12 protein-coding genes are annotated in these 15,284 nt (G+C 72.2%); 10 read left to right on the forward strand and 2 right to left on the reverse strand.

From position 1 onward, the window contains the following. Positions 1-173: 173 nt before the first annotated feature. The 7 genes from ACWD35_RS20255 (at position 174) to ACWD35_RS20285 (ending at position 9,093) form a co-directional block, all read left to right on the forward strand. A complete protein-coding gene (locus ACWD35_RS20255) occupies positions 174-845 on the forward strand; it encodes a FadR/GntR family transcriptional regulator (protein ID WP_451352801.1) in 672 nt (223 codons plus the stop codon). Between the two features lie 31 nt (positions 846-876). After that, complete coding sequence (locus tag ACWD35_RS20260; protein ID WP_451352653.1) at positions 877-1,893, forward strand: asparaginase; 1,017 nt, start codon at positions 877-879, stop codon at positions 1,891-1,893. Positions 1,894-1,949: 56 nt separating this feature from the next. Next, positions 1,950-3,362, forward strand: a complete 1,413-nt coding sequence (gene aspA / locus ACWD35_RS20265) for an aspartate ammonia-lyase (protein ID WP_451352654.1) — start codon at positions 1,950-1,952, stop codon at positions 3,360-3,362. Positions 3,363-3,663: 301 nt separating this feature from the next. Beyond that, the gene (locus tag ACWD35_RS20270; protein WP_451352655.1) at positions 3,664-4,692 is read left to right on the forward strand and encodes a UDP-glucuronic acid decarboxylase family protein; all 1,029 of its coding nucleotides are present in this window, start codon (positions 3,664-3,666) and stop codon (positions 4,690-4,692) included. Beyond that, a complete protein-coding gene (locus tag ACWD35_RS20275) occupies positions 4,689-6,551 on the forward strand; it encodes a glycosyltransferase (protein ID WP_451352656.1) in 1,863 nt (620 codons plus the stop codon). Before ACWD35_RS20270 ends, ACWD35_RS20275 begins: the two co-directional genes overlap by 4 nt. 55 nt (positions 6,552-6,606) lie before the next feature. After that, positions 6,607-7,626 (forward strand): UDP-glucose 4-epimerase GalE, encoded by a 1,020-nt coding sequence (gene galE / locus ACWD35_RS20280; protein WP_451352657.1) that lies wholly within the window; start codon positions 6,607-6,609, stop codon positions 7,624-7,626. 39 nt (positions 7,627-7,665) lie between these two features. Beyond that, positions 7,666-9,093 (forward strand): UDP-glucose dehydrogenase family protein, encoded by a 1,428-nt coding sequence (locus tag ACWD35_RS20285; RefSeq protein WP_451352658.1) that lies wholly within the window; start codon positions 7,666-7,668, stop codon positions 9,091-9,093. Here ACWD35_RS20285 and ACWD35_RS20290 read toward each other — a convergent pair. Next, positions 9,027-10,637, reverse strand: coding sequence for a right-handed parallel beta-helix repeat-containing protein (locus ACWD35_RS20290; RefSeq protein ID WP_451352659.1), 1,611 nt, complete (start codon positions 10,635-10,637; stop codon positions 9,027-9,029). The genes ACWD35_RS20285 and ACWD35_RS20290 overlap by 67 nt on opposite strands. A gap of 282 nt (positions 10,638-10,919) precedes the next feature. On the opposite strand from ACWD35_RS20290, the gene ACWD35_RS20295 reads away from it, so the two are divergent. Next, positions 10,920-11,849, forward strand: coding sequence for a glutaminase (locus tag ACWD35_RS20295; protein WP_451352660.1), 930 nt, complete (start codon positions 10,920-10,922; stop codon positions 11,847-11,849). A 3-nt stretch (positions 11,850-11,852) separates the two neighbouring features. Here the strand turns inward: ACWD35_RS20295 and ACWD35_RS20300 are convergent, their stop codons facing one another. Beyond that, on the reverse strand, positions 11,853-12,332 hold the full coding sequence (locus tag ACWD35_RS20300; protein ID WP_451352661.1) for an alpha/beta fold hydrolase: 480 nt from the start codon (positions 12,330-12,332) through the stop codon (positions 11,853-11,855). A gap of 155 nt (positions 12,333-12,487) precedes the next feature. On the opposite strand from ACWD35_RS20300, the gene mptB reads away from it, so the two are divergent. Together mptB and ACWD35_RS20310 are read left to right on the forward strand one after the other, a co-directional pair. Continuing rightward, the gene (mptB, locus tag ACWD35_RS20305; protein ID WP_451352662.1) at positions 12,488-13,900 is read left to right on the forward strand and encodes a polyprenol phosphomannose-dependent alpha 1,6 mannosyltransferase MptB; all 1,413 of its coding nucleotides are present in this window, start codon (positions 12,488-12,490) and stop codon (positions 13,898-13,900) included. Then, the gene (locus ACWD35_RS20310; RefSeq protein WP_451352663.1) at positions 13,897-15,252 is read left to right on the forward strand and encodes a glycosyltransferase 87 family protein; all 1,356 of its coding nucleotides are present in this window, start codon (positions 13,897-13,899) and stop codon (positions 15,250-15,252) included. Before mptB ends, ACWD35_RS20310 begins: the two co-directional genes overlap by 4 nt. Positions 15,253-15,284 lie beyond the last annotated feature (32 nt).

The following is a 15,284-nucleotide window of genomic DNA, read 5'->3' on the forward strand; positions in this document are numbered from 1 at the left end:
TTCGAAAAGCTCGCGTCACCCACGGGGTGCGGATGCCTGCATTCAGGCGCCGCACCCCGTGGATGTTTCCATACGGGGCGCCTTGACAGTTCGCTTCCGCAAGCCGCAGGATCGCTCCCGTGAACCTGTCAGACAGCCAGACAGGTGGTCTTGGTCCGCGGCGCGTGAGCGCGATGGAAGCGGTCCTCGGCCACCTCCGCGGCGCCATAGAACGCGGCGAGTACGCCATCGGCGACAAGCTGCCCTCCGAGGCCGAGCTGTGCCGCACCCTCGAGGTGTCCCGGCCCGTCCTGCGCGAGGCGCTGCGAGCGCTGCAGACGATGGGCCTGACGGTCTCCCGGACCGGCAAGGGCACCTTCGTCGTCGCGAACGCCGTCGAGGACCCCACCTTCGGCGACTACGCGGCCAGCGACCTGCTCGAGGTGCGCCGCCACATCGAGATCCCGGTCGCCGGGTACGCGGCCCTGCGTCGCAGCCCGGAGAACCTGGACCACCTGGCCCACCTCCTCGACCGCATGGAGCGGGAGACGGACACCACCGCGTGGGTCGCCATGGACACCCTCTTCCACCTGGCCGTGGCCGAGGCCGCCCAGAACCCGGTCTTCCGCCGGGTCATCGAGGAGATCCGCGACGCCCTGGCGCGTCAGTCGGCCTTCCTCAACGAGCTGGGCGGACGCCGCGAGCAGTCCAACCGCGAGCACCGGGCCATCGTCGAGGCGCTGGTCGACGGTTCCGAGCGCGACGCCGTCGAGGCCATGAGCCACCATCTCGATCGCGTCGAGACGTCCCTCACCGACATCGTGCGTCCGCCGCGCACCGACCACCCCACGGAAGCCGGCGCGTGACCCGCGCAGCGCTCCCTGACAAGAGGCAGTGATGTACAGCAGTTCCCCCGCGGACGCACCCGTCGTCCGTGAGCCCCTCCACGCCCCCGTCGCCCACCTCATACGCGGCGGTGTCGTCGAGGGCATCCACTACGGCTCCGTCGTCGTCCTCGGCGCCGACGGCCAGGTCCAGTTCCAGCTCGGCGACATCGAGGCCGCGTTCTACCCGCGCTCCGCCCTCAAGCCCGTCCAGGCCGTGGCCATGCTGCGGGCCGGGCTGCCGCTCGACGGGGAGCTGCTGTCGCTGGCCGCCGCCAGCCACTCCGGCGAGGAACGCCACCTCGCCGGCACCCGGCGCATCCTCGCCCTCGCCGGCCTCGCCGAGGACGACCTGCGCAACGTCCCCGACCTGCCCTACGACCCGGCCGTCCGGGACACCTGGGTGCGCGAGGGCCGGCCGGCCGACCGGCTCGCCCAGAACTGCTCCGGCAAGCACGCGGCGATGCTGTGGACGGCCAAGCTCAACGGCTGGTCCCTGGCGGACTACCTGGACCCGGCCCACCCGCTCCAGCAGGCCGTCGCCGCGGCTGTCGAGGACCTCACCGGCCAGCGCGCGGCCCATGTCACCGTGGACGGCTGCGGCGCCCCGCTGTTCGCCATCTCCCTGCACGGTCTCGCCCGCGCCGCCGCCCGCATCACCACGGCGGCACCCGGCACCCCCGAGGCACGCGTCGCCGACGCCATGCGTGAGCACGCCGAGATGGCCTCAGGCGCCACCAGGGACGTCGCCGCGCTCATGCGGGCCGTGCCCGGCCTCCTCGCCAAGGACGGCTTCGAGGGGGTCCAGGTGGCCGCGCTGCCCGACGGCCGCGCCATCGCCGTCAAGATCGCCGACGGCGCGAACCGGGCTCGTATCCCGGTCGCCGCGGCAGCCCTGGCCCGCGCGGGCGTCGACCCGGAGCTGCTCGACGCCTTCGCGGGCGAGCCGCTGCTCGGCGGCGGGGAGCCAGTGGGGTGCGTGCGCCCGGTGCGTGCCCTGGACCCGATCCCGCTGACCGCCTGCGCCTGAGCCAGGCCCGACCCTCACCCTCGTACTTCCGCACCTCAGAAAGAGGCCGCACCCGCATGACCGCGCCCATCCGTAGCGAACACGACCTGCTCGGCGACCGCGACGTACCCGCCGACGCGTACTGGGGCATCCACACCCTGCGTGCGACGGAGAACTTCCCCATCACGGGCACCCCGATCTCCGCCTACCCGCACCTGATCGACGCCCTGGCCGCCGTCAAGGAGGCCGCCGCCCTCGCCAACGAGGAACTCGGCCTGCTGGCACCGGAGAAGGCGGCGGCCGTCGTCGCCGCCTGCCGGGAGATCCGCGCCGGCAAGCTGCACGACCAGTTCGTCGTGGACGTCATCCAGGGCGGCGCGGGCACGTCCACCAACATGAACGCCAACGAGGTCGTGGCGAACCGGGCGTTGGAACTGCTGGGCCACGCCAAGGGCGAGTACCGGTTCCTGCACCCCAACGAGGACGTCAACCTCGGGCAGTCCACGAACGACGTGTACCCCACCGCCGTCAAGATCGCGACGGTGTTCGCGGTGCGCGGCCTGCTCAAGGCGATGGCCGTCCTCCAGGACGCCTTCGCCCGCAAGGCCGTCGAGTTCCGTGACGTGCTCAAGATGGGCCGGACCCAGCTGCAGGACGCCGTGCCGATGACCCTCGGCCAGGAGTTCTCCGCCTACGCCGTCATGATCGAGGAGGACCGCAGCCGTCTCGCCGAGGCCGTCGAGCTGATCCACGAGATCAACCTCGGCGCCACGGCCATCGGCACGGGCCTCAACGCCCCCGGCGGATACGCCGAGGCGGCCCGCCGGCACCTCGCCGGCATCACCGGACTGCCCCTGGTCACCGCGGCCAACCTGGTCGAGGCCACCCAGGACTGCGGTGCCTTCGTACAGATGTCCGGCGTGCTCAAGCGGATCGCGGTCAAGCTCTCCAAGAGCTGCAACGACCTGCGCCTGCTGTCCTCCGGCCCGCGCGCGGGGCTCGGCGAGATCAACCTGCCGCCCGTGCAGGCCGGTTCGTCCATCATGCCCGGCAAGGTCAACCCGGTGATCCCCGAGGTCGTCAACCAGGTCGCCTTCGAGGTGATCGGCAACGACGTCGCCATCACCATGGCCGCCGAGGCCGGCCAGCTCCAGCTCAACGCCTTCGAGCCGATCATCCTGCACTCCCTGTCGGAGTCCATCACCCACCTGGAGCGCGCCTGCGTCACGCTGGCCGAGCGCTGCGTGGACGGCATCACCGCCAACACCGAGCGGCTGCGCGCGACCGTGGAGAACTCCATCGGCCTGGTCACCGCACTCAACCCGCACATCGGGTACACGGCCGCGACCGACATCGCCAAGGAGGCCCTCGTCACCGGCCGCGGCGTCGCCGAACTCGTGCTGGAGAAGGGCCTGCTGCCGGCCGAGCGGCTGGAAGCCCTGCTCCGGCCGGAGGTGCTCGCGGGCAGCCGCGCGATGCCGGCGATCTGATCCGGCGGTCCGCCGGAAGCCGGACCGGACACGCGGGTGCCGTCACACTCAGGGATGACCCCTGCCGGGAGTCTTCGCGCCCCGCGCAGCGCAGGTGCGGCGGGGCGTCCGACGGCCGTCCCCCACAGGGGGGACCGGCCGATCGGCTCAGTCCGACTCGCCGCTCTCCGGAAAGTGCTACTAACGCTCATAAGCTGAATTCGCGGCCTCGGTAAAGGCCGTCGCCCGTCCTGGCAAACGGTCCGTATGCGCCCGGTGCCGGGCCGGGCGCCGGAATTTCTCGGTCAATCCAGGAGAATTCATGCGTGTGGCCGTGACAGGTGGCGGTGGTTTTCTCGGGTCGCATCTCTGTGCAGCGCTGCTGCGGCGTGGCGACGAAGTCGTCTGCCTCGACGATTTCTCGACCGGCGACCCCGCGAACATCGCCGCTTTTCTCGGGAACCCGGCTTTCGAACTCGTCCGCGCGGACGTCAGCCGGTCGATCGACGTACGGGGCACCGTGGACGCGGTGGCCCACCTCGCCTCGCCGGCCTCGCCCCCCGACTACCTGCGGCGCCCGCTGGAGACGCTGGCCGTGGTCAGCCGCGGCACGGAGAACGCGCTCCGGCTGGCCGCACACCACGACGCCCGCTTCGTCCTGGCCTCGACGAGCGAGGTGTACGGCGACCCCGAGGTGCACCCCCAGGACGAGTCGTACTGGGGGCATGTGAATCCCATCGGACCGCGCAGCGTCTACGACGAGGCGAAGCGTTTCGCCGAGGCGCTGACCCAGGCCTATCGCAGCCACCGCGGGACGAATACGGGAATCGTCCGCATCTTCAACACCTATGGTCCGCGCATGCGCCCGCACGACGGACGGGTGGTCTCCAGTTTCGTGGTCCAGGCCCTCGCCGGGGAACCCCTGACCGTCTACGGCGACGGAAAGCAGACGCGCAGTTTCTGCTATGTCGACGACCTGGTGCGTGGAATCGTCGCCATGCTGGACCGTGACGAACCCGGACCGGTGAACCTCGGAAATCCTGTCGAACTGACGGTGCTCGAACTGGCGGAACTCGTACTCGACCTGACGGGTTCCCGGGCCGAGGTCCAGTTCCATCCGCTGCCCGTCGACGACCCCACCCGCCGCCGGCCGGTGATCGCGCGGGCCTCGGAGCGCCTGGGCTGGGTGCCCGAGGTGGGCATCGAGGAGGGCCTGCGCCGCACCGTGCGGTGGTTCGCGGAGCGGCCCAGCGACATCGCCGCCGCGCTCGTGGCGATCCGGGGCGGGCAGCAGGACGGGGTGGCCGCCGCGGAGCCCCGCCTCGTCGGCGCGACCCCCACGGCCTCGTGACCCAGACGGAGCTCGGCCCCGATACCTCGACCCGCCTCGCCGCACAACGGCAGGACCCCGAGGAGGCGTTGCGCACCCACCTGTTGACCCTCTCGGCGGGCAATGTCGTCGACACCCCGCCCGACGGCCCCGTGTTCGGCCGCCCGCCCCGCTCCCTCCGGCCGGCGGCCGGGGCCTGGACCCCCCGGCTGTCCCGGGCGGACCGGGTGCGGGTGGGGCTGCTCTCGCTGTGCTGGCTGGGCGCCCTCGTGTGGTTCTGGCAGTGGTGGCTGCGCCCCGAACACCGGGTCGGCTGGGCCGGGTTCGCGGTGAACAGCGCGCTGCTGCTGTACCTGTCCCTGCTCCCGATGTGCTTCATCGCGGTGGTTCTGCGGCTGCGCACCCTCGACCCCGCCGTCGAAGTGCCCCGGCTGCGCACGGCGTTCGTGGTCACCCGGGCCCCCTCCGAGCCCTGGGACGTCGCCCGCACCACCCTGAGCGCGATGCTGCGCCAGAACTTCCCGCACCCGTACGACGTGTGGCTGTGCGACGAGGACCCGGACCAGGAGATCCTCGACTGGTGCGCGGCGAGCGGCGTACGCGTGTCCTGCCGCCGCGGCGTTGCCGCCTACCACCGGGACTCCTGGCCCCGGCGCACCCGGTGCAAGGAGGGCAACCTCGCCCACTTCTACGACCACTGGGGCTACCGGGAGTACGACGTGGTGGCCCAGCTCGACGTCGACCACGTGCCGCACGCCGGCTATCTGCGGGAAATGGTCCGGCCGTTCGCCGACCCCGCCGTCGGCTATGTCGCCGCCCCCAGCGTCTGTGACGCCAACGCCCGCACCTCGTGGGCGGCCCGCGGACGGCTGCACCGCGAGGCCGCCTTCCACGGGCCGATGCAGCTGGGCCACACCGACGGCCTGGCACCGCTGTGCATCGGCTCCCACTACGCCGTACGCACCGACGCCCTGCGCGACATCGGCGGGCTCGGACCCGAGCTGGCCGAGGACTTCTCGACCACCTTCCTTCTCAACTCCGCAGGCTGGCAAGGTGCGTTCGCCATCGACGCCGAGGCGCACGGCGACGGGCCCCTCACCTTCGGGGCGATGGTGACCCAGGAGTTCCAGTGGTCGCGGAGCCTGATGGTGATGCTGCTCGGCATGGTCCCCAAGCACCTGCGGCGCATGCCCGGCCTGCTGCGGCTGCGGTTCGCCTTCGCCCTCTCGTACTATCCGCTGCTCGCCCTGACCACCACGGGCGGCCTGCTGCTGCCGCCCATCGCCGCGGTCACGGGCATCCCGTGGATCAACGTCGACTACGCCGCGTTCCTGCTGCACTTCTGGTCCATGTCGTCCGTCTTGATCCTGCTCACCCTGCTGCTGCGCAGCCGCAGACTGCTGCGGCCCGTCGACGTGCCGCTGCTGAGCTGGGAGGGCTGGCTGTTCGGGCTGACCCGCTGGCCGTACGTGGCGTGGGGCCTGGCAGCGGCGGTGATGCAGCGACTGCGGCCGAAGAAGATCGTCTTCAAGGTGACGCCCAAGAACCGGGACGGCCTGGAACCGCTGCCGCTGCGGCTGGTGCTGCCCTACCTCCTGATCACCGTCGTCCTGTCCGGCGCGGCCGTCATCGGGGAGCTGACCGGGCCCGCGGTCGGCTATGTGTTCCTGTGCCTGCTGGGCTCCCTCTCCTACGGGACGGTGACGCTCGCGGTGAGCGCCCTGCACGCCCGGGAGACCGCCCGGTCCGCGGGCGTCCGCGTGCGCCAGGCCCTGTCCACCGTCGCCCTGCCGCTGACCGCGGGATGCGTGGCGCTGCTTCCGCTGGGCTGGGCGCTGCTCCTGTTCCCCCTGTACCTGCGCGGGTTCACCGAGGGCTGACCCGACCCGCGCGCCGCCGGGACAGCCACGCTCTTCGACGAAACGAGGTATCCCCATGCCCGAAACGGTTCTGGTGACCGGCGGCGCCGGTTTCATCGGCAGTCACACCTGCGTCGAACTGCTCGACCACGGCTACGAGGTCGTCGTCGTGGACAACCACGTCAACAGCTCTCCCGAGGCCCTGGACCGCATCGCGAAGACCGCGGGACGGCCGCTCGCCGCCTACGAGGTCGACGTGCGCGACCGGCAGGCGCTCTCCGAGGTGTTCGCCGCCCACCACGTGGACGCGGTCATCCACTTCGCCGCCCACAAGGCCGTCGGGGAGTCGGTCGCCCTGCCGGTCGAGTACTACGACGCGAACGTCGGCGGCACCTGCGCCCTGCTCTCGGTCATGCGCGAACACGAGGTCCGCCGACTGGTGTTCTCCTCATCGTGCTCCGTCTACGGCGACGCACGGACCGTACCGCTGACCGAGCGGAGCCCGGTGGCGCCCACGAACCCGTACGCCCGCACCAAGCTGATGTGCGAGCGGATCCTGAGGGACGTGTGCGCCCACGTCCCGGAGCTGAAGGTGCTCGCCCTGCGCTACTTCAACCCGGTCGGCGCCCACCCGGGCGGTCTGCTCGGCGAGGACCCGCGGGGCGTCCCCAACAACCTGATGCCGTACGTCGCACAGGTCGCCGTCGGCCGCCGGGAACAACTGAGCGTCTTCGGCGACGACTACCCCACACCCGACGGCACCGGAGTACGCGACTACATCCACGTCATGGACGTCGCCGAGGGGCACCGCGTTGCCCTGGGACACCTCGACGACGACACGGGCATGCGGGTGTTCAACCTCGGCACCGGCACCGGGACCTCCGTGCTCGAACTGGTCGCCGCCTTCCGGGAGGCGAGCGGTCACCCGGTGCCGTACCAGGTGGCCGGCCGCAGGCCGGGCGACGTCGCCGCCCTCGTCGCCGACGCGAGCGCGGTGGCCGCCGCCTGGGGCTGGACCACCACCCGTGACCTCACCGCCATGTGCCGCGACGCCTGGCGGTTCCAGGAACTCAACCCCCGCGGCTACGCCCGCTGACCCGCCGCGCGCCGGCGAACCCAAGACAGGAGAATGCCCATGCGGTTGACCGTCATCGGTACGGGATACCTAGGAGCCGTGCACGCCGCGTGCATGGCGGAGATCGGACACGACGTCCTCGGCGTCGACACCGACGCCCGCAAGATCGAGGCCCTCGCGGCCGGCCGGGTGCCGTTCTTCGAACCCGGCCTGCCGGAGATCCTCGCCCGGAACACCGAGGCCGGGCGGCTGCGCTTCACCACCTCCCTCCAGGAGGCCGCGGACTTTGCCGACCTGCACTTCGTGTGCGTCGGCACACCGCAGCGCCCCGGATCGCTCGCCGCCGACCTGAGCCACGTCGAGGCGGTCGTCGACGGGCTGGCGCCCCTCCTCACCCGCGGCACCCTGATCGTCGGCAAGTCGACCGTGCCGGTGGGCACCACCCGCTCCCTCAGCCGCAGGGTGGCAACGATGGTCCGGCCCGGCGTCGAGGTCCAGGTCGCCTGGAACCCGGAGTTCCTGCGCGAGGGCTTCGCCGTCCAGGACACCCTGCGCCCCGACCGGCTGGTGGTCGGGGCCACCGCACCCCACGGCGACCGGCTGGTGCGCGAGGTGTACGAGCCGATGCTGCGAGCCGGCGTCCCCTGCGTCAGCACCGACCCGGCCACCGCGGAACTGGTGAAGGTCGCTTCGAACTCCTTCCTGGCGACGAAGATCTCGTTCATCAACGCCATGGCGGAGGTCTGTGATGCCTCGGGCGCCGACGTCGTGACGCTCGCCGACGCCCTCGGCCACGACGACCGCATCGGGCGCCGCTTCCTCTCCGCCGGCCTCGGCTTCGGCGGTGGCTGCCTGCCCAAGGACATCCGCGCCTTCCTCGCCCGCGCCGAGGAACTGCAGGTCTCGGAGGCGGTGTCGTTCCTGCGCGAGGTCGACCGGATCAACGACCGGCAGCGCACCCGCACGGTCGACCTCGCCCGTCACCTCCTCGGCGGCTCGTTCGCCGGGCGGCGCGTCGCGGTGCTGGGCGCCACCTTCAAACCGGACAGCGACGACGTGCGGGACTCGCCGGCGCTGGCCGTCACCGCGGAGATCGTCGGGCAGGGCGCCGAGGTCCGCGTGCACGACCCGGAGGGCGTCGACAACGCGCAGGCCGCCCTGCCCGGCCCCTCGTATCACACGGACGTCATGGAGGCGTGCCGGGACGCGGAGGTGGTGCTGCACCTCACCGAGTGGCGCGCGTACCGCGAACTCGACCCGGCGCTGCTGGCCGAGGTGGTCCGCACGCCGCGGATGCTCGACGCGCGCAACGCCCTGGACCAGGCGGCCTGGCACGCGGCCGGCTGGCACGTCCGAGCCCTGGGACGACCCGTACACGTGCCGCAGCCGGGCCAGGGTGACGCCCTGCGGGTGACTATCCCTCAGGTCTTCGGCGGCACCTGCACGGCCCCGATCCCCGGGGAGCCGGTCAGCCGCGTGCCGAAGTAGTCCACCGGCCCCGGGTCGATGCCCACTGTGCTCAGCCGCACGGCGGCACCCGACAGCGCTCGGGCGCACTGGGCCACCAGTGCGCCCCGCGTCGCGCCGGTGCCGGTGCCGTGCACGCCGGGACCGCTCGCGGACACCGGGAGCTCGGTCAGGCACGGGTCGGCGCTGGTCCCGGTGGCCCGAGGGCCGGCCGTCTCCTGGCCCGACGCCTGCCGCCAGGTGGCCAGGTCGGTGTACCGGCCGTCGCCCCACTGCAGGGTCCAGCCCTTGGGACCGTGGTAGTCGTTGCCTTGCATCGCCACCTCCGACGTGTTGAAGTGGCCGTCCGCCTCCACCAGCGGGGGACCGCCGGTGACGAACACGTTGTTGCGCACGGAGACGGCACCGAGATTGGGTTCGAGCCGCAGCGCGGGTGCCCGTACGGAGCCGTGTGCCGTGGCCAGCACCGTGTTCTGGTAGATCGCGAGGTTCGACACCCACGACCCGAGCGCCACGATGCCGCCGTAGTCCTCGAGCTTGCGGGCGTTGTCCCGGCTGATGTTGTAACGGATCACGTTGCCCGTGTGGGCGTGGTTCGGGACGGCTGAGTAGGCGAGGAAGCCCGCGCCGTCGTTGTCGTAGGACAGGTTGTACTGAACCAGCGAGTGGGACACGTTGTTGTCCAGCCCGAACCCGCCGCCGTCCACCTTGGAGCCGGTGTGGTTGTCGTAGGCGACGTTGCGCTGGAACACGATCCGCGTCGCGTCGTACGTCCAGATGCCCTCCGGGCCCTCCATGGCCCTGGCCGCGGAGAACTCCCCGTTGGCATGCGCGGTCGAGTCCTCCACGACGCCACGGCGTACGCTGCCGAGGACGATGCCGCTGCCGGTGTTGCGGTCGGCCGCCCGCGGGTCGCCGTCGTTCCGGAACGCCATCACCTTCGAGACCGTCACGTCCTCGTGCGCGTAGACGGGCGCGGTGGCGTCGAAGCGAGGACCGTCCGTCACGACACCCGCGTCCTGGTTGTTGTGCACCGCGCAGTCGCGGATCACCACGTCCCGGAAGCCGGATCCATCGGCGCCCCCGCGCATCCGGATCCCGTTGCGGAAGCCCGACACGTCGACGTCCGTGACCCGGATGTACGGGAGTTTGCGCCGGCCGGGCAGGTCGCTGACGAGGGAGATGCCGTCCTGCTTCCGGAAGGCCTTGACGTTCCCGGTCAGGATCAGGTTGCGAATGACGATCCCGCTCGTGTTGTGCACCTCGATGCCGCGGGTGCCGACGGCCGCGATCGCCGCACGCCCGGTGCCGTAGGAATCGATCACGACGGGCTTGCGGGCGTTGCCCGCGTCACCCTGGCCGATGCTCAGGGTGCCCGCGAACCGTGCGCCGCCCCTGAGCAGCAGACGGTCGCCCGGCTTCAGCCGTACGGCGTCGGCGCGCCGCAGCGTGTGCCAGGCGGTCTGCGGAGTCCGGCCGTCGGCCGTGTCGTCACCGTCCGGACTGAGGTAGAACGTACGACCTCCCCGCGGGTTCTCCAGTACGGGAACATAGGGAGCGGGCATGCTGCACCCCGCCAGCAGTGAGACCGCCCCGCACAGGCCCAGCACAGTGCCCCTGTTAACGTTCCGCCGGCGCAAGATCGCTCCTGTCTCTCGATGATCGAATGAGCTGATCGAACGGGCTCCGGTCCGCGGAGACCGCGGAAATCACCCTGACGCGCGGAACCTTGAACGGCGGGCCAGCACGCGGAGTGCGCGCCAAGACATGCCTGATTGGCCTCCTGCCGCTGCCGCGAACGGAGGCGCACAGCGGCCCTGAGGGCGCTCCCCGGTCAGGAGTGCGGCATGATGACGATCATGTCCTCGCAGTTCCAACCGATTCTCGATCGCATCATGGCGGAGATCGAACGCACCCCGGGCCGAGGCCGCTCCGCCGACTACATCCCGGCCCTCGCGGCCTGCGATCCCCGCCGTTTCGGCATGGCCGTCGCCGAACTGGACGGCATGGTGTACGGGGTGGGGGACTGGCGGGAGCCGTTCTCGGCGCAGTCCATCACCAAGGTCTTCACGCTCGCCCTGGACCTGGCCCGCGAGGGCGACGAACTCTGGGAGCACGTGGGCCGCGAGCCCTCCGGCAACCCGTTCAACTCCCTGGTGCAGCTGGAGTACGAGAACGGCATCCCGCGCAATCCCTTCATCAACGCGGGCGCGCTCGTCGTCACCGACCGCCTGCAGACACGTACCGGAGACGCGGCCGGGGAACTCCGCGCCTTCCTGCGCGCCGAGAGCGGCAACCCCGCCCTCGACTTCGACGAGGAGGTAGCCGCCTCCGAGACCGCGCACGGCGACCGCAACGCCGCCCTTGCCCATTTCATGGCGTCGTACGGCAACATCGACAACGACGTGCCGGTCCTGCTCGACCAGTACTTCCGGCAGTGCTCCGTCACCGCCTCCTGCGCCGACCTCGCCCTCGCCACCGGCTTCCTGGCCCGGCACGGCATCCGCGCCGACGGCTCCCGGCTCCTCACCCGCAGCCAGGCCAAGCAGGTCAACGCGGTCATGCTGACCTGCGGGACGTACGACGCGGCCGGTGACTTCGCCTACCGGGTGGGCCTGCCCGGCAAGAGCGGGGTCGGCGGCGGCATCATCGCGGTCGTACCGGGACGCTGCACGCTGTGCGTGTGGAGCCCGGGGCTGGACGAGCGGGGCAACTCGGTGGCCGGGGTGGCCGCCCTGGACCGGTTCACGACGCTCACCGGGCTGTCGGTGTTCTGAGCCTCAGTCCAGGAACTCGTCGAGCAGCGGGAGCAGCGGAGCCGTACGGCGCATCAGCGACATGTGCGTGGTGCCGGGCAGCACCGTCAGCCGGGCGTCCGGGATCAGGCGCCGCATCTCCGCCCCGTGCTCGATGCGTACGAAATCCGCGTCACCGATGACCAGCAGTGTGGGCGCCGGCAGCCCGCGCAGGTCGCCGTCGGTCCAGGGCAGCGGGGCGTGCGCGGCGGCCCTGCACTTGGCAAGGAGGTCCTGGAAGCGCTCGGGATGCGGTGCGACGGCCGTGTAGGCCTCGGTCATCTCCTGGAAGTCCGCCTCGCTCGGCAGCCGCGGTGAGCCGAAGTCCGGCTTGCGGACCTCCTGCAGGAGCACCAGGGGCCGGCGGCCGTTGGTCTCGCCGTGGACCTCGTAGTACATCTCCAGGCCGTCGAGCTTCGCGTAGTCACCGGTCTTGGTGGAGGAGGAGCTGCTCGCCACTGTCATCACGTCCGTTTCCGCCGGCATTCGGTGCAGTGGTGACTTCCCGGCTGCGGAGAATTCATCGCTCCTCACATGCCGGTCACGCGGGGGCCGCCCGCCGGTGAGTGGTACGTCGCTTTCTGGCCATCCGCCATCGACACGCTGAACTGGTGTTGGCCATGGCTTTTCCCGTCGATCTCCGCCGCTGCCAGTTGCTCGGCCTGGCCGGCACCGCCTTCCTCGCACTCGGCGGGGAGACGGCCGGTGCCCTGCCGGTCCAGGATCTCCTGGCGCCCGCCTCGGCGCAGGCCGCGCTCGGCCTGGTCGGGGTGTATTTCGGTGTCGTGCTGCTGATAGCGGCCTGGGTGCTCCTCGGACGCCTGGTGCGCGGCCCGCGACCGCCCGCTCCGCGCGCCCTGCTGCTCGTCCTTGCCGTGTGGGCGGCGCCGCTGCTGCTCGCGCCGCCGCTGTTCAGCCGGGACGTCTACAGCTACCTCGCCCAGGGGGCCATGGTCGACGCCCACATGGACGTCTACACCAACGGGCCAGACATGCTCGGCGGCCCGCTCGCCGACGAGGTGGCCCCGATGTGGCAGCACACCGGTGCCCCCTACGGGCCCGCCTTCATGGCCCTGGCCTCCGCCCTGTCCGGCCTGACCCGCGGCGAACTGCCCGCGGGCCTGCTCGGCATGCGCCTGGTCGCCCTGCTCGGCGTGGCCCTCATGGCGGCGGCACTGCCCCGGCTGGCCCGGCACAGCGGCGCCGACCCGGCCGCCGCGCTCTGGCTCGGCGCCCTCAACCCGCTCGTCCTGCTGCACCTGGTCGCGGGCGCCCACAACGACGCACTCATGCTCGGCCTGCTCGGGCTCGGCCTGGTCGCCGCGCGGGGCCGCCACCCCGCCCTGGGCGCCGCCCTCGTCACCCTCGCCGCCCTGGTGAAGGCGCCCGCGGCCCTCGGCCTCCTCGCGGTCATCGCCCTCCAGGTCCACACCGGCCGCCGCCCGCTGCCGACAGTCGTGTCGACGACGGTCGCCGCCGCCGGGACCACGGCCGCCGCCACCGCCGTCGCCGGGACGGGCTACGGCTGGATCGGCGCCCTGGACACCCCGGTCTCCGCGCACAACTGGGCGCTCACCAGCCTGCTGGGCCGCGCCACCGGTGCCCTGCTCGAGCACCTCGGCAGCGGCCTCGCCCCGCTGGCCGTCCCGGCCTGGCACCTGTTCGGCCTGGCGGTCACCGCCGTCGCCGTGGCGCTGATATGGCTGCGGCTGCGCCCGCGGCCGGTGTACGCGCTGGGCCTCAGCCTGCTCGCGGTCGCCGTGTTCGGCCCGGCGATCCGCCCCTGGTACGTCCTGTGGGGCCTGTTCCTGATCGCCGCCGCCGCGCCCAGCACCTCGGTACGGCACCGGGTCGCGGCCCTGGCGGGCGTGCTCGCCCTCGCCGTCCTGCCCAGCGGCGACCCCGCCGACCTCGGACAACTGGTGCTCGCCGTCTCCGGCGGGGTGCTCGGCCTCGTCGTCCTGTGGCAGGCCCACGAGACCTCCCAGGTCGCACAGGCCCACCAGGCCTCGGCCCCGGGCGGTACGGCATGACGGGCCCGCGTACGCCCCGGGGCCGCCTGCTGCTCGTGCTGGCCGCCGCTGTCGCCGTCACCGTCTTCACGGCCACCGTGCCGCTCCTGCGCGACTTCTTCGACCTGCGCGTCTACTACGGCACCGTGCACATGTGGATCCACCACGGCGGCCGGATCTACGACTACCGGGTGCCCGGCACGCCGTACGGCTTCACCTATCCGCCGTTCGCCGCCGTCACCATGCTGCCGCTCGCGCTGCTGGGCCGGACCGCCGCGACGGCGGCCTCGGTGCTGGTGAACCTGGCCGCGCTGGCGGCCGTCCTGCGGATCCTGGCCGGGCCCGGCTGGCGGCGGCACGGCTGGTACCGCTGGTCGCTCTGCCTGTGCCTGCTCGCCCTGTTCGAACCCCTGCGGGACACCTTCAGCTTCGGCCAGGTCAACCTGGTGCTGCTCGCGCTCGTCCTGACCGACTGCTGGCTGCTCACGACCGGGCGGGGCCGCTGGGCGGGCGCCGGGATCGGGCTCGCCGCCGCGGTGAAGCTCACGCCCGCCCTGTTCATCGGCCTGCTGCTGCTCGCCGGGCGGCGGCGGGCGGCGGGGATCGCCACGGCCGTCGCCGCCGCGGCGACCGCGCTGGCCGCCTGGGCGGACCCCGCGGCCTCCCGCTTCTACTGGACGGTGGCCCTGTGGGACACCGGCCGTGTCGGGCACCTCGACTACGTGTCGAACCAGTCGCTGCAGGGCGTCCTCGCCCGGCTCGGCGAACCCGGACGCCCCCTGTGGGCCACGGCGGTCCTGTCGGCGCTGTGCGTATGGGCCTGGCGGGCCCGCCAGGCGGTGACGGCCGGCGACTGGACGGCCGCGTTCGCGCTCACCGGTGCGGCGGCCTGCCTGGTCAGCCCGATCACCTGGGTGCACCACCTGGTGTGGCTGCTGCCGTCCTTCGCGGTGCTGGTCCGCGCCGGGCACCGGCGGACCGCGGGCGCCCTGTACGCCGTGCTGTGCACCAGCGTGGTCTGGCTGTGGTTCGACGACGCCTCCGGCATCGGCGGCTTCCTCGGCAGCAACGTCTACACCTGGATCACGTTGGGTCTGCTGCTGGGTCTGCCGACGGGTCAGCCGCGCATGGACCGGTTGCCCTTGAGCCGCAGCGCCAGCCCCACGGCCCCGGCGCCCAGCCCGGTGAGACCGGCCACCACGGCGGTGTCCGACCAGCCCGAGTCGTCGTCCGGCGCGGCCGAGTTGGCCGCCACCGGTGCGGCGGAGGGGGGCTGCGGGGCCTTGGGGCGCAGCCCGTCGAGCGAGCCGACGGGATCCACCCGCCCGGCCGCCGCGAAACCCCAGTCCAGCAGCTCACGGGCCTCCTCGTAGACGGTCAACCCGTTGCCCTCCTGAGGGTTCAT

The sequence above is a fragment of the Streptomyces sp. NPDC002671 genome (assembly GCF_053592475.1).